An 18,276-nucleotide genomic window follows, 5' to 3' on the forward strand; every position below is an offset into this window, starting at 1 on the left:
TCAATCGCTCATAATCATGCCACCGTTGACATGAAGAACCTGTCCAGTGATATAGTTTGCGGATTTTGAAGCCAGAAATACTGCAGCGCCGACGATGTCCGTTGGCTGACCTATGCGTCCAAGTGGGATACGACCGGCGTGCCGTGCCTCGGTTTCGTCCGCAGGTCTACCATGCATCGGTGTATGCACAATACCTGGAGCGATGGCGTTGACAGTGACGCCTTCTGGCGCTGCCTCATAAGCAATCAATCGGGTAAGATCGTGCACGATCGCCTTAGAGTAACAATAGTCCGCACCACCAGCCTGGTAGTTGAATACAGCCCCGCGCGATGAAATTGATGATCCGATATTGATGACACACCCACCCCTGCCTTTGAGAGAATCTTCAAAAACAAGGCGCGTCAGGTTCAGCACCGCATCTACGTTGATCGCAAGCGTGCGCTGGATTTCGCTCCGATCACCGTCGATCAAACGTTCGGCCGACTTAATGCCCGCGTTGTTGACAAGCACGTCAATCGGCCCAAACCAATCGCGCGTTTTAGAAAGGACCTCACGGATACCATCAAGATCCGAGACATCCAAAGAGATTGGCATAACGCGTTCATTGCCAGAAAACGCATCTTCGACGGCCGAGGGGTTCAGGTCTATGGCAACGACTTTACCTCCAGCCTCTAAAAATCCTTGGACCAATGCCAGTCCTATTCCACCGGACGCGCCGGTGACAAGGACCGTCATTCCTGTCAGATCAAACATGCTCATTTATTTACCTCCTTGTTCTGCCAGAAACTGCCTGACTTCTGCCTCTCTTGGCATAGATTTTTGAGCGCCTTTGCGGGTAACACTCAAACTAGCAGTTGCCACGGAGAAACTCAGGGCGTCCTCGATGTCACACCCCTTGGCAATCTGTGCTGCAAGGGCCCCGTTGAAGGCATCCCCTGCCGCAGTCGTATCAATGGCGTCGACAGGATAGGCACTTTGATGAATTTGGCGTTCACCATCTAGATAGACAACACCGTTCCGACCCAAAGTGATCGCCGTAGCAGCCACTCCGCGATTGTAGAGCCGTTTTGCAGCCTCAAACGCCTGATCCACGGAGTTAACCTTGAGGCCTGTCAGTTGTTCGGCCTCTGTCTCATTAGGCGTTATGATGTCGATGGAGCGGCACTCCGCCTTGCTGAGCTGTGCGCGTACCGGTGCAGGGTTGAAAATCAGAAACCTATCGCCCTTGGATTCGAACGCTGCGCGGCAGGCCTCGAGGGGCAAGCCCATTTCAACTACCATGACGGCATCCTGCGGAACGTCAGACAGGGCTGTTTTCACGTCAGTTGCGTTGAATGCCTCGTTTGCGCCTGCGTCAATCCCAATCATGTTGGTGCCGTCCGAACCGACGAAGATCAGCGCCTTGCCAGACTTGAACCCCGGCTTTCTCATGATTTTGCTAGTGTTCACACCGGCATCGCATAGGCCTTTCGTCATAATGTCGGCGGCATCGTCTTCACCAAAAATCGTCGCAAAAAAGGGGTTGCCGCCAAGCTGCGCTGCGGCAACGACCTGATTTGCGCCCTTGCCACCGCCAAATTCCTCTATGGTCCCAATCAAGCTTTGACCGGGAACAGGAAGCTCCTCGGAATAGAAAACGATGTCCAGATTGGTTGTACCAATAAAAATCAGAGGTCGCGTCATTTTAATGCTCCGAATGTCAAACCACGCTCCAGATGCCGTTGTCCGAGAAGGATTAGACAGATTGGCACAATCATCGAAACCACCAGGCCCGCCGACACCACAGGATAGAAGTTGACCCCCGGGTTGAGGAGCTTGAGTAGCGCAACGGTAACAGGTGTATTCTTGGCTGTGAGTATCAAACCGAGTGCAAAATTATGCCACGCAAGAAGAAAGACCAGCAAAGATGCTCCAACCAGGCCGGGCCGCAGCAATGGCAACACTATCTTTAATATGATTTGCGCACGTTTTGCTCCGCATATGGCAGCAGCTTCTTCGATTTCCAATGGGATATCTTCAACATACGAGCGACTGAGCCAGATGATCATGGGAAGCGTTATCAGCTGATAGACCCAAATCATTCCAAGGTAGCTGTCATAAAGGCCAACCGCCTGAAAGAACTGGAACATCGGAATGATCACAAGCAAAACTGGCGCAAACCGAAAGCCAAGAATAAAAAAGGCGAGATCTTCCTTGCCTCGGAAATTGTAACGCGCCAGCGCATAGCCAGCAGGAACACCCGCGATGAGCGATAACAATACCGCCCCGACTGAAATAATGACACTGCTGGTTACGGGCTTAAAGAACTGGATCTTAAGTGTGCCATAGCTTGTTGCATCCGCTTCAGCGACGTCAAAGAGAACCTTGTAGTTCTCCAATGTCGGCTCAAAAAAGAAGACAGGCGGATAGGCATTCACATCCGCGGCCTCTTTGAAGGAATTCATGACTATCCATACAATCGGAAAAGCCAACACAAAGACCACTACCATAATAAGAGCGTTCAAAAGCAGCGATATGAAACGGCTTTGCATATCAGCTAACCCTCTTGCGCGTGTATTGCCAAAGCTTGACCACTACCATTGCTGTGAGCAAAACCATTAACCAATTAACGATCATGATGGCTGCGCCCCTGCCAAAATATAGGTTCTGAAAGGCCGTAAAATAGGCTGAAACGGAGAGCACATCCGTGGCATTGCCGGGTCCGCCTTGCGTTGTGCCAAAGATGATATCGAACTGGTTCAAAGAGTCGATGATCCTGAACAATGCGGCAAGCAAAATATAGGGCAATACCATCGGTAATTCGACGCGCCAGAATATCCCCCAGGCCTTGGCACCATTCATGCGGGCACCTTCGATAATGTCGGGTGTGATGCCTCGAAGCCCAGCAAATATGATAAGGGCAAAAAAGGGTGTAAAGGTCCAAACGTCGATGAAAACTATCGCGAACATCGCCGTTTCGGCTTTGGCCGTCCACGTAAAGTTTTCGATCCCGATAAAACTAAGAAAATAGTTCATGACCCCGGTCTCAGGATTCATCATTGTCGTCCACATCAGGGCGACCGATAGTGGAGGCAATACGAGCGGCAATAGAATTGCCGGCCTTAGCCATTTGGCGAGCAGTGCTTTTGTGTTGAACAGTTTGGCAATAGCGAGACCAAGGATTGCTTCGCAAATGACAGCTGAGAATGCGTAGATTGCTGTGGCTGAAACGGAATCCCAAAAGCGGCTTCGGCCAAACAGACGTGCATAGTTTTCTATGCCTTCAAAATCAACACGTGAGCGACCAAATCTCATGTCCGTCAGCGACTGATAGAAGCCCCAGAAGAACAGCAGGATAAAACCTCCAAGGATGAGCATCGCCGGTAGCAATGTAATCAACAGAAACATGTTCCCGGATTTTATCCTATTGCGTGCCATAAGAAGTACCTAAGCATTTGAGTTCAAAAAAACCGGCAACGCTAGGCCGCCGGTAATTTTAGTTATAGTCTTAGTGGGAGTACTATTTAAAGTTCGTCGCGAATTTCTTTCGCAAGATTTGATAAACTTTCTTCCACATCTGCGCCGCCAACCATTTCTTGCATTGCAACTGCCCACGCGTTCATCGCGGTACCAAAACCATAACGCGGCGTAAACAATAGAGATGTCTTTTCCTGCACAGTATTGAAAGTGTCATAGAAGTTGTTGAACTCCGGTTGGTTCGCGTATTCGATCCATTCCTGTGCCTGCCAGGCAGATGACCGTGGTGGATTCACGAGCTTACCATCTGTCGCACCGCGCACGTTCATCTCTTTGGATGTGGCCCACTGCATGAAATACCATGCTGCGCCTTTCTTTTCTGATGCACCATTGATCGCGAGCGACCATATCCAGATGTTGGATGCGAACTCATCATTGTCTGGAGCAGTTAAAGGCGGCGCAAAAGCGATTTTACCAGACGCATCTGATGCACCTTCAATATTGTTCCAGAAACCAAACATGTTGGCATCTACGGCCATTGCAGTAGTACCAGTTGAAAGCCCGTCAACAACTTGATACCAGTTGTCGTTAGCCCAACTATCCGGTGCACATGTCTGGATCATGGCCACATAATCCTTGTGGAAACGAATCGATTCGGCCGAGTCTAGAGCGGTATCCATATCTTCACCACTTCCGACAAAGTCCCTCACCCCATAGGATTGGGCAATGGAAATTGGTGCAGTATGAATTGATGACCAGAAGCGAACACCACGAACAGCCATTGGAGTCATGTTGGGATCGGCAGCCCTGATTTGCTCGCAGGCTACGGTCAGTTCGGGAAGTGTACTTGGCGGCTCAACACCCAGGCGCTCAAGAATATCAGTTCGGTACATCAACTGCATATTTTCAAATGCATGAGGAATGCCCCAAATCTCTCCATCAGGATTAGAGATGATTTTTTCTTCCGCCACATCCCAAGTCCAAGCAGCTCGTAGTGCCGGGAAAAAGTCCTCGTAGTCATAGGAGGGGCTGGTCATGTGCGGGTCTTCGATCAGCCCACGCAATCCTGCCAATTGTCCCGCCGGCGTCACATCCCACGCTGGCTGAATGCCGGTACCCACAACGTCCCAATCTGGAGAACCGGTTGAAAGCTGGATGTTCAGTTTTCCCCAATACGTATCATCTGGGTAAAGCTCTGCGTTGACCTTAATGCCAGTAAGTTCTTCGAATTCATCGAGATAAGCGACAACGGCATCCGCATAGGGGTGGATGTCATAGGCCCAAGTGATCTCAGTCCCTTCGAATTGACGCCAATTAAAGTCTTCGGCATACGCCGTCGTCCCCATCAGTGCCACGATGGCAGAAGCCACAGTCAGTTTGGTTGTTGGTTTCATTCTTTTCTCCCTGTTCACGTTGCGAATTTCCAAATTTGCGGCGCGGTTCTCGCGTCTCTTTACTGAGTATACATTAATTACTGGACGGCCAACGCGGACCATAATATTGATGATAGCGGGTAAATTTGGGAAAGTTATAGCAATTGGTGCGAAAAAATAACAGGTTTCGGGTTGGTGCGGCGGTCGGGTCGGGAATGGCCGCGCACGCGGCAGAATCCGCAGGCGCGGATTTTATTCTCGCCTTGGGGGCAGGAAAAATGCGGTCTATGGGCATCCCGTCGCCAGCATCCCTGCTGCCCATCTACGATGCCGTTGACCTGACGCTGGACTTTGCCGCCAAGGAGTTGGTGCCACGTGTCAATCTTCCTGTTTATGTCGGCCTGCCACTTTTTGATCCACGCCTTGAAGTGGAGACCCTTTTGGAACGGCTGGATACTCTTAAATTAAGCGGGGTGACTAATTTTCCTGCAGTTTTCCACTTTGGAGAACGCGCGGAAATTCTTGAAGCTCACGGTTTGGGATATAGCCGCGAGATCAATTTTCTGGCCGCGGCTAAAGCCAAAGGACTGCAAACAATCGGATATGTCCGTAGCCGCGACGAGGCCAATAGAATGGCTGCAGCCGGAATAACTACGCTATGCATCAATTTTGGCCTCAACCCGCACAGTCGTGATACATCGATAAAGGATGAAACTTTGGACCGCCTCGCGGTAGCAGCCAAAGAAATTGTAGACAGTGTCCGCAAACCCAAGAAAAATCTGAAGATTTATCTTGGCGGTGGGCCGGTCACAGGTGGAGCTGATCTAGATAAACTGTGCCGAAAGGCGGGTATCGACGGGTTCATTGGCGGCTCTGCACTAGATCGCGCACCTCTTGAGAAATCCTTGGTGAATTCTGTTGCCTCTTTTCGTGAAATCGAAGTTCTGCAGAATAGGGTTGATCGTCTGGAACGTCGATTGCGACAGTACGGGAAACGATATGACATTGTTTGCCTTGCGGATGCCATGGACCGAATGCTGGATCAGGTTGAAGTGGTGATCTCTGAAGGAAGCCATTTAATTTTGAAAGGCGAAACCGCAACGGACCGGCACAAGGTTGCCAAAATGGCAGTGGTTCGGTCAATCCAAAAGACGAATGGCAAACGTTGGAAACTCGACTTTTTTAAGCCACAAATATCTTCAGATTATTTTTTCGGAAAATCACGCAGCCTCGGAGTCCATCGTCGGGTTGGCGTGCTCGAACTTGCCGGTGAATTAGATATTTTAAAGATCCAAGGGGTAGAACATCTCCAAGAGGAGGATCAGAACCGCCTGGCCGAGGTCATCCTAAGTGGAAAATATTGCTGTAATGGTAGCGATGTAACACGGCATTGTGCTGCGCGCTTCGTCCTGATCTTGGGGAACGAAAATGTCCTAGAAAAGCGTTTGGCGCTCAATTTTCGCAACATCGTTTGGGAAAAAGCGATTGAAGTCCCCCCCCTGCGCGATCGCATTGAAGACATCCCCATGCTGGTAAAGAACATGATCTCTGAAATGACTGACAGCCCCAAGGAGCTGCCACCGTCCATAATCCGTATTCTTGTTCGCCATAATTGGCCTGGAAACCTGAAGGAACTCCAACAAGCTGTCAAATGGCTTGTTGAACAAAAAGATGCGTCTTTCAGCGACTCCAAACTGATCCGGCATCTTGGTGCCGGCACGCGGGCAGTGGGGTCAATGACAATCTCCCAAAGAGACCGTGTTGTTCAGGCGCTGCTTTTGAACAATCTCAGCCGCACGAAAACTGCTGAATATCTTGGAATTACCCGCAAAACTCTTTATAACCAAATCAAGAAATACAATATCTTGACTTGACAATACTAAGGCCATCAGGCGGATGACTTTTCGCGCTTACTGGTAGCGTGCTCTACGGCGAGAAAGGCCGATACAATTGCCGGACCTATAGTAATACCAGCTCCAGGGTAAATACCTGCCATAATCGATGTAGCATCATTGCCGCAGGCATAGAGCCCTTCGACCGCGCTGCCATCCTCCCTAAGAACACGAGCCTGTGCATCCGTTTTCAAACCTGCAGCTGTGCCAAGTGTTCCTGGTACAATCCGAAGCGCGATGAAAGGACCGTTCTTGATGGGGCCAAGGTTCGGATTCTTAAGACCTAATGTGGCATCGCCTAACGCTTTGTTAAAGGTCGATTCACCTCGCCCAAATTCAGAGTCAACACCTGTCTCAGCGTTCTTATTGTGCTCCTCCACCGTCGTGGCCAGTGCTTCTGGCTCGATTTCGATCTGAGTTGCAAGTTCGTCCAGCGTCCTACCGCGCTGAATATATCCTCGGCGGATGTAGCTTTTCAAACTAGGCGTCCAAGGCCAGGGAAGAATATCGCCCATCCCGCGCTTCTTCACGAAGGCTTCCTCGCATATAAAAAAGAAGCGATCTTCGTCTGGATATCCATTTTCAAAAAGCCCGATACATACGTCATGGTACGAGTTCGATTCATTGACAAATCGTTTTCCATCTGGACCCACAGCGATCACTCCCGGACGTCCCCGATCAAGCCACCCATAAGGTACAATGGCGGTTGAACCATCTTTATTCTTCAATCGCGACACTGGCGTCCAAAAACCTGGGCTTGCCACATTTAGATCAATCCCTCCACCGACTTGGCTTGCGGCATTGATTCCATCACCCTGCACTTCAGGTGCACACAACGTAACGTCATGGCGATGCTTTGCCCCAATTTCGGCACGCAAATCCTCGTTGGCGGCAAACCCACCAGTAGCAAGGATTACTCCGCCCGTCGCTAAGACCCGCATTTCAGTGCCACCTGTCGCCACCGTTGCCCCAATGGCCCGCCCATTTTCAACAATTAGCCCTTGCATGGGGCTATTATTCCGCAGATCTACTCCACTTTTTCGCAGGCTATTTAGCGCTGCAGCAAGCAGTGCATTTCCACCACTGAATTCTGTACCGCGTGAATATTTCAGACGATCTTTGGCAAATCGGCCGATCCTGCGCATGACATGGCTCAGCGAGGTTGTCGATTTGAAGGGATTTAGGAAATGTTTGATCTCGCTTGAGGTGATCATCATTCCGCCCAGAACTACGCGAATTGGATCTCCGATCAGGTCGAAATCCTCACCAAGTTTGCGCCCATCATATGGTACTGGGCTGAGTGCGCGGCCTTTGTCCACACCACCCTCGCGCGAGGAATGGTAATCCGGCGCGCCGGCAAGAACAAACTTGATCTCCGATACATTTTCGATCGTGCGAACCGCTTCAGGACCACGTTCCAGATAGGTATCAATTTTTATATCATCATAGTAATTACCCAACTCTCCCCGCAGATATATACGAGCATTGTCAAGCGTGTCATCGATACCAGCCTTTTTGGCATGGTCGGAACAGGGCACCCAGATCATGGCATTGGAAAGCGCCGTAGTGCCGCCAATTTTAGCAGCCTTTTCACAAAGCATTACCGATTTTCCCTGTGAAGCTGCATAAAGCGCGGCACAGACGCCCGCGGCGCCACTGCCAATAATTAAGAAGTCAACAGTCTTTTCGGTGCTCATTATATTTGCTCTTTAGTAAATGGGATGGATTTGAAGTCTTCAGTAATCGATTTGACAGCGCGCTCTATTGGAATGCGTTCGATGGAAGAGGCCCCAACAAACCCAACGCATTGCGTCTCTTCGTAAACACGACGCGTATCTAAGGGTTCAGCAATTTTGCCGCCGTGACAAAGAAATATTGGGCTTGGACCTACTGCGCAAACTGCATCGATCATCTGAGATATCTTGAATATCTCATTGTCCAACTTGCTAGCTGTCTCATGTCCGACCAAACCGCCACCGGTGGCGCCTACATGAGGAACAAGACAATCAACCCCTTTGCTTGTCATATCAAGCGCGTCCTGAACCGTTGCCACGTAGGCCATTGTAAAGATATTGCAGGCAGCCGCCCGCTCAATCAATTCAACTTCACGTTCCCAGCCGAGCCCGACCTTGCTGCGCCGCTCGCGCCAAGTCTCGCCCATGGTCGAAATTGTCGGATAATTGATTATGCCTGAAAATCCTGCTGCCTGAAAATCGTCAAGCAAACTGTCTAGGTCCATACGGGTTGGATCCCACGCCTCGATACCTCCTATGACTGGCGTAGCAGAGACGACATTACGGATTTCACCAGCCATTTCGATGGTGTTCGCGTTGGAATCTCCAATTCGGCTTGTCGGAAGCCCCATCAGCCTTGATCTGCCAGTACTATAAACAATGAGCAAGTCCGCACCACCAAGTGCCGCGCATTTTGCAATTAGACCACAACTTGTACCTGCGCCCAAAATCGGACGGTTTGCCGCTGTTTCGGCATGCAAACGGTCAAGGATTTCTTGTCGTGAGAAATTCTTCATGTTCTCGTCTCCAATTGCGTAATCATCCAATCTGAACATAGTGAAGCGAAATCTGGATGGTTGATGTGATGGTCGGTTTCAATAAGTCTCACCTTTGTGTTCAGTGAACGCTTCATTTCAAGTAACCAAGCCGTATTGGCATCGGGGTCGTAAAAGTCCTGACCGGGGCTATCATAGTCAGACACGCCTCCCCCAGGCCAGAAAACCGCTACAGCACTCGAGGACAAGTTTAGCCTTTCCGAAGTCATTTTTGCGATCTGCACTGTCTCGGCAGGTGTTGTTCGCACCAGCGTAGTCAAAGGAGTGTGCTGAAACTTAATCCGGTCGGAAAACCTGTCAGGCACCGTTTCAGGTGGCCCAAAGTTAACCATATCAGTAGCTCCCGGTGCGATTACCTGAGGAATACCGATGGCACCGGCGGCTGTTAGTCGCTCCTCGCCTGCACTGGCTGTACCACCGAGCAATAGGTCAGCCATTTCTGTCGTGGTCAAATCAACGACGCCGTCAAAGGCACCCCTCGCAATCAATGCTTCCATCGTGCGCCCCCCGGCACCATTTGCGGGAAAAACGACAACGGCTATACCCGCTTGCTCAAGGCTGGACTTGACTGACCGAACGGCCGGCGTAGTGACGCCAAAGGCGGTTACTGCAACGGTTTTGACAGGTGTTTCCTTTTCAGCAATCCAGTTAAGACCAGACAACATTGCAGCGACATTGTCCAACACCGCCCGAGTGAACTTATTGACGCCAAACAGATCGACAAGGGTGGGGAACAGGATTGTATCGGTTGTCATGGCAATTTCTGCCAGCATCGCTGGGCGCGCACTAGTCACCAACAATTTAGGAAAGCCATAGGGCAAGCCCATGGTTGCGCGATGAAAAACACTCGCACCCTTGCCGCCGCCTATGCCTACAATGGCCGAAATATTATCACGATCAAACAAGTCCCGCAGAATAACCTCTAGGCCTAAGGACATAGCGTCCAGTTCCGCTGCTGCACCAACGGATTGCGTTGTTACATTTGTCGTATCCCTTACGGTTTGCCTGGTTATGTCAGCACCGAACGCTGGCGTACCTGATGTTCCCACATCAATCACGCAGACACTGCGCCCGGCTTTTTCAACACGGTTTTTTAGGTATGCGGTCTCTTCACCCTTTGTATCCAAAGTACTAACTAGGATGATTTTCTGATCACACGTACTCATATTTTTTGTATGGACCTTTCTTGAGACTTTCAAATCTTTACATACTAATCGTGTGCAGAATATACCAATTACTTGTAACAGTGGGAATTTTTGGGTAACATAAAATCATGTTAAAGAGTACGGCTCGATTTTCGGTAGAACTTAAAACTATCCTCGGGCATGGAGATAAGGATCATATTTTTGCACCTGCTCTGGCACTCTTCCCGAGTGCTTTGGCGAGAGACATAACAACATTTCCGCTTTGCAACCCCAATCAAATTACTATGGAGTATCTGAAGGCCAATAGAGATTGCGCGCCAAAGAACTGCTATTGTGCTGTATTTGCTCTGGACCCCTTCATTGACTGGGAAGAGTTTTCGGCGCTACTGCACGCGGCTGAATTTAATGGAATATGCAACTTTCCGACGTTTCCAGGTTTTGATGAGGTAGAAACCAATGCGCTTGCTGCTTCGGATTACAGTTATGAAACCGAATTACAGCGAATTCAAGGTTTTGCTGGTGATCAGTTCAAAATGCTTATTCTTTATTCATCTCGCGATCAGTTAGAACTCTGTAAGAAAATAATTGAGGAAGAAAAGGTTCACCACTGCCATGTCGATAGGATTGCTGACTTCTCGCCCTTTTTAGACACCAAACAATGCCAGTAAGACTGTTAGAAAGCGCTTTTTCTTACAGTGTCGACGAATCTTTTTATGGTGTCCGAATTTCCCGACTTGCGAAAGGCGACATATAGGTCGATTAGGTTTTCGCATGGTTCAAAAGGGACCAAAGAAACACCAGGTGGAGCAATATTCTTTACCCAGGCTGGTGCCAACGCTATTCCGAGCCCATGGGCGACGAACTGCAACAGAGTGGACTTGTCAATGACCTCGCAGACAATGTTTGGTTGGGCGCCAATTTGCCGGAAGCTGCTCCACAATGCCTTGTGCAGGATTGGTCGAGCGTGCTTGGGATAACCCACGATCGGTTGATCGACTATATCAGATGTGGAAAGGGACCTAGAGCTTGAAAGTGGGTCGGTATCGGCAAGAACAACTACAATGGGCTGACTATGCAAAAGTTTGCTGATAATGAATTCGTCTTCCTGAGGCGTCCTTACGAAGGCCACATCTGTCCGATGGGCGATCAATTCCTGGGAATGCTGTTCCGAGGAGGAAATTTCCAAAATCTGCACATGGACCTTTGGATCGGTCTGGCGAAATGCAAGTAGAGCCCGAGGTAGCAACAGCGAAATTGCCTCGTCGACGCCGCTCACTCGGATGTGGTGTAGGTCGGATTCGGCGGTGTGGCGAACATTGGAGACCGACCGGTCAATATCGCCAAGGATCCTTTTGGCATCCTGGACAAACTCAGAGCCGGCTTGGGTCAGGCTGACTTGCCGTGTCGTTCGGAAAAACAGCCGGGCGCCGATTTCATGCTCCAGTGCAGAGACCCGTTCAGAGAGAGCGGACTGGCTCAGACCCAGGCGATGGCTTGCTTTTCGAAAGTGAAGTTCTTCGGCGACGGCGACGAAGCACTGCAGTTGTCTGATGTCCAATCCGTTACCCTTTGTTAGTTTATTTGATAACGCTTACCCGCATCCTGTCATTCAATCCAGACTCGAAATTGCGGATAGCACCAGCATATTCCAGCGAGGCCAGCGTATCATCACGACCTCGGATCAGCGACATTCGTGTGGCATCGTCCATCTCGAAAGGCACCGAATTCTCACCGGCTGCTATCGTTCGGCTATCAAGGTCAATCGATATCTCAACGCCGCTGGGATTGCTAGAAAATTGCAAAAGTGCATCCCGCACCTCGGGTGAAACTATCGGCAGTGCAAGACCATTTTTGCGAGCGTTGTCATAAAATATCCCGGCAAAACCTGTCCCGATGCAGGCATCAATCTTCAGCTGGCGCATACCCCATACGGCATGCTCCCGACTTGAGCCACACCCAAAATTGTCACCGACAACTAAAATTGTGGCCTGTGTCCAAGGCGCCTTGTTCAAGATGAAGTCCGGGTGCTGTTGGCCAGCGGCGTCAAAGCGTAGATCCGCAAATGTGCCATCGGCCAACCCCTCACGGGTGATCGTGATCAGAAACCGCTTAGGCATAATCACATCGGTATCGACATTGGCCAGTGGCAAGGGGGCGGCGATCCCATTGATAGTTTTTGTCATTTGCTTGTCTTTCACTTAAATTCTCGTACGTCAGCCAGGTGTCCGGAGACGGCAGCCGCAGCGACCATTGCTGGTGACATTAGATGGGTGCGTGCGCCGCGTCCCTGACGTCCTTCAAAATTTCGATTGGTCGATGAAGCGACCCGTTCACCATCCATAGCAATGTCGTCGTTCATCGCCAGACACATCGAACAGCCTGCTTCAGGGCGCCATTCAAATCCGGCGGTCTCGAAAATAGCGCGAAGGCCTTCGGCTTCCGCAGTGATGCGTGTCATGGCAGAACCTGGCACAACGATTGCTTCGATGCCTTCGGCTACTTGTCGGCCTTTCAGTATTTTGGCTGCCTCGCGTAGATCTTCTATACGACTATTGGTACATGAGCCGATAAATGCTGTGTCGATTTTGATCGACTGGGCCGATTGCCCTTCGTTCAACCCCATGTACTGCAATGCGCGCTCCAGCGCCGCTTTGTCCTTGGGAGAGACATAATCCAGTGCAGAAGGTACATTCGCAGTGATTGGCACTGATTGATCCGGGCTGGTGCCCCAAGTGATCAAAGGTTCGATATCGGCCCCTGAAATAGAAAACTCTTTATCAAATGCGACGTCGGGATCGCTAACCCAGCTTTCACCTTCGAATGCAAACTGACCGGTGTGGGGGTGGCCCTTCAACGCCGCTTCGGTGATTTCATCCGCTGCGATCAAAGCCGCGCGGGCGCCCAGCTCAACCGCCATATTGCAGACGGTCATACGTCCGGCCATATCGAGGCCGCGAATAGCAGAGCCAGCAAACTCTACCGCAAATCCATTGGCTCCGCCTGCCCCAACTACTTGTACGATCTTCATTATGATATCCTTTGCCGTCACGCCGGGAGCAGTGTCTCCCTCGATAATGACGCGCATGGTTTTCATGCGTTTATAGCGCAGTGTTTGGGTTGCCAATACATGTTCCACTTCCGAGGTGCCGATACCAAAGCCCAACGAGCCAAAGGCTCCATAGGTAGTGGTATGGCTGTCACCGCACGCGATTAGCATGCCTGGCACAACCAGCCCCTGTTCCGGGACAACCACGTGTTCGATGCCCTGTCGCTGGTCGCCAAGACCGTAAAACGCGATACCGTGTTTTACGCAGTTTGCCTTTAAATTGTCTATCAGCAGCTTTGAGGCAGCATCATGCGGCTCTTTGCTGCGGGTAGCGTTCACATGATCGACCACCGAAAGATGTGCCTCCGGTCGCCAGACCTTTAATCCTTTGCTTTCCAGACCAGAAAACGCCTGCGGGCTTGTGTATTCGTTCATGATGTGGAAGTCGACATAGATGAGCATATCGCCATCGGGCAGATCGCAAACCTTATGGCTATCCACCAGTTTGTCATAGAGCGTGCGGGTCATTGAGCAGGTTCCTTCGTCTGCATTGTATTGCGAGAAAAGAAGTCGGACATGCGCGCCGCAACTTCCTTAGGGCTCTCTTCGGCCATGTAATGTGTGGTGTCGAGAGCTTCACCCTCAACCTTTTCGGCTCGCTGACGCCAGAGTCTAAGCGCGTCAAAGCATGTTTCGATTACTCCGCGTTTTGCCCAGAGCGCCAGGATGGGCATGTCCAGTTTCCGGCCTAAATCTGCGTCATCATGTTCAATATCGATGCTCGCGGCAGCTCGGTAGTCTTCGCAGCTTGCATGTATCGCGTCCGGATCCGCGAAGGCCTTGAGATATTCAGCTAGAGCCTCAGGTGAAAACGGAGTTTTGTCCTTTGCCTGATTAAAGCATTTTAGCTTCCAAAATACTTCGGGATCAGCACCGATCATTTTTTCGGGCAGCGGACTTGGCTGCGTCAGGAAAAACCAGTGCCAGTAAGCCTGCGCGAATTCAAAGCTGGTATTAGCATACATTTCGCGGGTAGGCGCGATATCGAGCAAAATCATGGCTGCAACGCGATCAGGATGATCCAGACCCATCCTATGTGCCACCCGCGCGCCCCGATCATGGGCACCAACCAGAAACCGTTCATGTCCCAAACGCTGCATAACCGCGACGATGTCATTTGCCATAACGCGTTTTGAATAGGGCTGATGCGATGTGTTTGACGCTGGTTTATCTGATTGACCATATCCGCGCAAATCCGGGCAGACAACCTGATACGAGCCTGCCAGAATTGGCGCCACACCGTGCCACATAGCAGATGTCTGCGGATAACCATGAAGAAGTACAATCGGCGGCGCGCCTCGACGTCCAGCCCGACGGACAAATAAAGTCGCACCATGTCCTTCGATACGCTCGCTCACGAATTCCTGAAACATGTTGAACTCCCAAGGGATATTAGAATTAATCCAATATCCCAGATTAATTCACAATATTTATTCGTAAAAACTGAATAGTTTTACCGACCAATTCTTGCGTCAAACCCCTGCGGTCTTCATCGGTTAGGTCATCTGCTTTTTGTTAAAAATCCATCCCAATTTGTTGAAAGTTTATTTTATGGTCTCTAAATGAAAAAGCCTTTCGACCTTGTCCAAATGAAATTTCCCGCGTGGCAAGAATTTGTGTATGAAGATCTATCGAAAGCTCAATATCGCTAACCTTTAGCATGGGGCAGTCCAATGTTTTTATTTTCACTCCGCCTAAAAAGGCTCAACCGTAAACGCTATTCCTAATAAATATCATCTCTTTCTTGGTCTTAAAGTTTATGAAATACAGTCGTTGAGCATCTTTCGTTTATCTTCGGGCTGGGCATGCAAATAAAAAAACGCACTTTTACCTTATTGCTTGGCATACTTGTCACTGCCGTACTCACAAGCTCATTGATCTGGCAGTTAAGTTACCGCCAGGGGATTAAACTGGCTGCGTCAACAGGTGCAGGTGATCTAAACCTTGCAACAGATAGACTGCAATTCCAACTCAGACGGTACCGGGAACTCGCTGTTCTGATCGTGGATCATCCAAAATTATCAGCTTTGCTAGAGGCGCCAAGAGCGACTAATTTAAGTCTAGAAGCACAAGAAATATTGATGCGTTCGGCCGATAAAACTGGCGCGACCAACTTAGCCTATTACGACGTGAGTGGTAAGCTGCTCAGCAGTGCTCATCAAGTTATCGTTCAAGGCTCAGTACTTTCACAACTTTTGAATCGGGCAGTGGATGGGGCTTTGGGATCGTCAAGCGGTTACAATTTGAATGGCAAACGTCAATACTATTTTGCATCACCTCATTTTGCTAAAAGCGGGAAAGTTAAGGCAGTTTTATTGGTGGTAGTCGATGTTGATCGATTGGAGTTTGAATGGCGAGGCACAGTTCCAACAGTCTTCTTCATGGATGGAAAAGAAAAGATCTTTATCTCTAATCGTTCTGAACTCATCGGCTGGACAAGAGAACCGAATGACATTGGTCTACATCCGCCAACAGGCGATTTCCCAAAATTTGAGTCCACTACAATAAGTGGCAAAGAGATATGGACTACGAACTGGGGTCCTTACGTACCTAAAACCTCATTACATCTTACCAAAGATCTAGCTGTTATTGGCATGCGTGCCGAGATCCTTGTCGATTTGGGGCCAGCGGCCAAGATTGCGAATTTACAGGCTGCGATTGCTGCAGTTCTCGTTCTTTTCTTAGGGACACTTATCCTAGTTACAGTCCAAAGGAGACGCGTTTTAGCTGATACCAATACACAGCTAGAATTGAAAGTTGCTGAAAAAACTGCGGACTTGCGCGCAGCGCAAACTGAACTTGTAAAAGCAGGAAAGCTATCGGCCCTTGGTAAGATGTCTGCGGGTATCAGCCATGAATTGAATCAACCGCTCATGGCTATTCAACAGTACTCTGAAAATGCAGGGCGTTTTCTACAAATTAACGATACTGAAAACGCGCATAATAATCTATCGGAAATACAAAAATTGTCTCAACGTATGGCACGCATTATAAAGAACTTGCGTGCCTTCGCACGGAATGAACACGAGCCAATGAGCCGCGTGGATGTGGTCGATGTGATCAAGGCCGCGCTTTCCCTAACTCGGACGCGGATTGACCAAACACAAACTGAATTAATTACTGATCTGCCCTCTGCACCAGTTTATGTAAATGCTGGCGAAGTTCGTCTATCTCAAGTTGTTGTGAATTTGATTTCGAATGCACTGGATGCGATGGAAGAAAGTAAAGAGCGAAAGCTCTCAATAAGGGTCTCTGTTAGAACCCAAGTCGAAATACACGTCACGGATACTGGACCTGGTATTGACGACCCAGAAAAGATGTTTGACCCATTCTATACAACAAAATCTGTAGATAAAGGTGAGGGACTTGGACTTGGACTTTCGATATCTTATGGCTTAGTTCAAAGCTTTGGTGGCGATATTAAAGGAAAGAATTCATCAACTGGTGCACATATGGTCGTCACTTTGGATAAACGGAATAACGATGAACATTAACCTTATTTTGTTGGTGGATGATGATTCTGCTGTGCGTTCTGCCATATCTCAAACCCTTCGTTTAGAGAATTATGAGGTTATCGCCTGTGCATCCTTTATAGAAGCCAAAGACCACATATCTGAGGAATTTGAGGGCGTTGTTTTAACTGATATCCGAATGCCAGGGCGAGATGGTTTTCACCTGAACGAGTACTGTCGAGATATCGATGCCGATTTACCAGTTATATTTTTGACAGGCGAAGGAGACATTCCAATGGCTGTGCAAGCAATGTCTGCAGGAGCCTTCGATTTTTTGGAAAAACCATGTTCATCAGAAAGCCTATTACCGGTACTCTCAAGAGCTCTGAAAATACGTGGGCTCGTTATTGAGAATAGGAACCTGAAAAAGCAAGCGATTATGGGTGACCTATCTGCACGGATGATATTTGGACGCTCGGCGCAAGTAGAACAATTGCGTAATGCAGTCAGAGTTGCAGGCAAGACTAAATCTGATGTCATTGTGACGGGCGCACCTGGGACAGGAATTTCCAAAATTGCAGAAGTAATACACCTGTCCAGCGAACGAGCCGCTGGACCTTTGGAAAAAAGATCTGCGATAAAACTCAGTCGACAAGAATTACTGGAAATCGTTTATGAATGCGACAGCGGAACTCTGTTCCTTGATGCAATCGATCAATGTCCCGCTGATACACAGCTCGCACTTATCGACTTTCTTGAAAAAGAACACAATACCCGGGTCATCGCGGGAACACATTTAGAGATAGCCGAACTAGAACACCAAGAAACGTTCATTTCTGATTTGTTTTATCGACTGGCAACCCTCACGGTTCGCATCCCGGCGATAAGCGAGCGTCGCGAAGATATACCTGTATTGTATCAACATTATGTAAGGCAAGCAGCCGAACAATCTGGTTTGCCTGAACCCGAGATTACAGATCAAAAAATATCGGAGCTGTTGTCCCGCGATTGGAGCGGTAACACGCGCGCGCTTATGCATGACGCAATGCGCTTTGTTCTTGGCGTAAACACTGAAGCCTCTCTGCAATTTGTTGAAGGCACAGAGGGCCTTGGCAAACAGTTATCTGATTTTGAAAAATCAATTCTCGAAAAAACTCTGTTGCAGCATAAAGGGCGTGCAACACAAGCAGCCAATGCGCTTAAATTACCTCGCAAGACGTTTTATGATAAACTGTCGAAATATGGGCTTAGGGCCGAAAACTTTCGAAAATAAACCGTGCAAA

General features: G+C 49.3%; 16 protein-coding genes. 4 read left to right on the top strand and 12 right to left on the bottom strand.

The annotated features are described in order from the left end of the window. The 5 genes from GN278_03620 to GN278_03640 form a co-directional block, all read right to left on the bottom strand. Positions 1–759, bottom strand: a complete 759-nt coding sequence (locus GN278_03620; protein ID XAT59982.1) for an SDR family oxidoreductase — start codon at positions 757–759, stop codon at positions 1–3. Next, a complete protein-coding gene (locus GN278_03625; protein XAT59983.1) occupies positions 760–1,683 on the bottom strand; it encodes a ribokinase in 924 nt (307 codons plus the stop codon). Beyond that, a complete protein-coding gene (locus GN278_03630; GenBank protein XAT59984.1) occupies positions 1,680–2,531 on the bottom strand; it encodes an ABC transporter permease subunit in 852 nt (283 codons plus the stop codon). Before GN278_03630 ends, GN278_03625 begins: the two co-directional genes overlap by 4 nt. A 1-nt stretch (position 2,532) precedes the next feature. Beyond that, entirely contained in the window at positions 2,533–3,417 is an 885-nt protein-coding gene (locus GN278_03635; GenBank protein ID XAT59985.1) for an ABC transporter permease subunit, read from the bottom strand. Positions 3,418–3,503: 86 nt separating this feature from the next. After that, positions 3,504–4,850, bottom strand: a complete 1,347-nt coding sequence (locus tag GN278_03640; GenBank protein ID XAT59986.1) for an extracellular solute-binding protein — start codon at positions 4,848–4,850, stop codon at positions 3,504–3,506. 146 nt (positions 4,851–4,996) lie between these two features. Here GN278_03640 and GN278_03645 point away from each other — a divergent pair, with 146 nt between their 5' ends. Further along, positions 4,997–6,703 (top strand): hypothetical protein, encoded by a 1,707-nt coding sequence (locus GN278_03645; protein XAT59987.1) that lies wholly within the window; start codon positions 4,997–4,999, stop codon positions 6,701–6,703. A 14-nt stretch (positions 6,704–6,717) separates the two neighbouring features. Here the strand turns inward: GN278_03645 and GN278_03650 are convergent, their stop codons facing one another. Genes GN278_03650 through GN278_03660 form a run of 3 tightly spaced genes read right to left on the bottom strand, consistent with a single transcriptional unit; the run spans position 6,718 to position 10,456 of the window. After that, a complete protein-coding gene (locus GN278_03650; GenBank protein XAT59988.1) occupies positions 6,718–8,418 on the bottom strand; it encodes an FAD-dependent oxidoreductase in 1,701 nt (566 codons plus the stop codon). Further along, the gene (locus GN278_03655) at positions 8,418–9,251 is read right to left on the bottom strand and encodes a phosphoenolpyruvate hydrolase family protein (protein ID XAT59989.1); all 834 of its coding nucleotides are present in this window, start codon (positions 9,249–9,251) and stop codon (positions 8,418–8,420) included. The genes GN278_03650 and GN278_03655 overlap by 1 nt, the downstream gene beginning before the upstream one ends. Next, a complete protein-coding gene (locus tag GN278_03660) occupies positions 9,248–10,456 on the bottom strand; it encodes a hypothetical protein (GenBank protein XAT59990.1) in 1,209 nt (402 codons plus the stop codon). The genes GN278_03655 and GN278_03660 overlap by 4 nt, the downstream gene beginning before the upstream one ends. A 107-nt stretch (positions 10,457–10,563) precedes the next feature. Between GN278_03660 and GN278_03665 the strand changes: the two genes are divergently transcribed. Further along, positions 10,564–11,103 carry a hypothetical protein gene (locus tag GN278_03665; GenBank protein ID XAT59991.1) on the top strand — a complete coding sequence of 180 codons (540 nt, stop codon included), beginning with the start codon at positions 10,564–10,566 and terminating at the stop codon, positions 11,101–11,103. A 5-nt stretch (positions 11,104–11,108) separates the two neighbouring features. Here the strand turns inward: GN278_03665 and GN278_03670 are convergent, their stop codons facing one another. The 4 genes from GN278_03670 to GN278_03685 are packed head-to-tail and all read right to left on the bottom strand — an operon-like array spanning position 11,109 to position 14,914. Continuing rightward, complete coding sequence (locus tag GN278_03670; GenBank protein XAT59992.1) at positions 11,109–11,993, bottom strand: LysR family transcriptional regulator; 885 nt, start codon at positions 11,991–11,993, stop codon at positions 11,109–11,111. A gap of 19 nt (positions 11,994–12,012) precedes the next feature. Next, entirely contained in the window at positions 12,013–12,633 is a 621-nt protein-coding gene (leuD, locus tag GN278_03675) for a 3-isopropylmalate dehydratase small subunit (protein XAT59993.1), read from the bottom strand. Further along, positions 12,630–14,009: a 3-isopropylmalate dehydratase large subunit gene (gene leuC / locus GN278_03680; GenBank protein XAT59994.1), complete on the bottom strand. Its 1,380-nt coding sequence runs from the start codon at positions 14,007–14,009 to the stop codon at positions 12,630–12,632. Before leuC ends, leuD begins: the two co-directional genes overlap by 4 nt. Beyond that, positions 14,006–14,914 carry an alpha/beta fold hydrolase gene (locus GN278_03685; protein XAT59995.1) on the bottom strand — a complete coding sequence of 303 codons (909 nt, stop codon included), beginning with the start codon at positions 14,912–14,914 and terminating at the stop codon, positions 14,006–14,008. Before GN278_03685 ends, leuC begins: the two co-directional genes overlap by 4 nt. A 432-nt stretch (positions 14,915–15,346) precedes the next feature. Here GN278_03685 and GN278_03690 point away from each other — a divergent pair, with 432 nt between their 5' ends. Next, positions 15,347–17,035 (top strand): sensor histidine kinase, encoded by a 1,689-nt coding sequence (locus tag GN278_03690; protein ID XAT59996.1) that lies wholly within the window; start codon positions 15,347–15,349, stop codon positions 17,033–17,035. Next, positions 17,025–18,266, top strand: coding sequence for a response regulator (locus GN278_03695; GenBank protein ID XAT62530.1), 1,242 nt, complete (start codon positions 17,025–17,027; stop codon positions 18,264–18,266). The genes GN278_03690 and GN278_03695 overlap by 11 nt, the downstream gene beginning before the upstream one ends. Positions 18,267–18,276 lie beyond the last annotated feature (10 nt).

The sequence above is a fragment of the Rhodobacteraceae bacterium Araon29 genome (assembly GCA_039640505.1).
Lineage (GTDB): Bacteria > Pseudomonadota > Alphaproteobacteria > Rhodobacterales > Rhodobacteraceae > CABZJG01.

What these genes read in the sequence shown, in the direction of transcription:
- GN278_03685 (XAT59995.1), bottom strand. Translation starts at nt 14,914, where the DNA reads ATGTTTCAGGAATTCGTGAGCGAGCGTATCGAAGGACATGGTGCGACT.
- leuC (XAT59994.1), bottom strand. Translation starts at nt 14,009, where the DNA reads ATGACCCGCACGCTCTATGACAAACTGGTGGATAGCCATAAGGTTTGC.
- GN278_03655 (XAT59989.1), bottom strand. Translation starts at nt 9,251, where the DNA reads ATGAAGAATTTCTCACGACAAGAAATCCTTGACCGTTTGCATGCCGAA.
- GN278_03625 (XAT59983.1), bottom strand. Translation starts at nt 1,683, where the DNA reads ATGACGCGACCTCTGATTTTTATTGGTACAACCAATCTGGACATCGTT.
- GN278_03660 (XAT59990.1), bottom strand. Translation starts at nt 10,456, where the DNA reads ATGAGTACGTGTGATCAGAAAATCATCCTAGTTAGTACTTTGGATACA.
- GN278_03665 (XAT59991.1), top strand. Translation starts at nt 10,564, where the DNA reads ATGTTAAAGAGTACGGCTCGATTTTCGGTAGAACTTAAAACTATCCTC.
- GN278_03635 (XAT59985.1), bottom strand. Translation starts at nt 3,417, where the DNA reads ATGGCACGCAATAGGATAAAATCCGGGAACATGTTTCTGTTGATTACA.
- GN278_03650 (XAT59988.1), bottom strand. Translation starts at nt 8,418, where the DNA reads ATGAGCACCGAAAAGACTGTTGACTTCTTAATTATTGGCAGTGGCGCC.
- GN278_03630 (XAT59984.1), bottom strand. Translation starts at nt 2,531, where the DNA reads ATGCAAAGCCGTTTCATATCGCTGCTTTTGAACGCTCTTATTATGGTA.
- GN278_03695 (XAT62530.1), top strand. Translation starts at nt 17,025, where the DNA reads ATGAACATTAACCTTATTTTGTTGGTGGATGATGATTCTGCTGTGCGT.
- GN278_03620 (XAT59982.1), bottom strand. Translation starts at nt 759, where the DNA reads ATGAGCATGTTTGATCTGACAGGAATGACGGTCCTTGTCACCGGCGCG.
- GN278_03640 (XAT59986.1), bottom strand. Translation starts at nt 4,850, where the DNA reads ATGAAACCAACAACCAAACTGACTGTGGCTTCTGCCATCGTGGCACTG.
- GN278_03690 (XAT59996.1), top strand. Translation starts at nt 15,347, where the DNA reads ATGCAAATAAAAAAACGCACTTTTACCTTATTGCTTGGCATACTTGTC.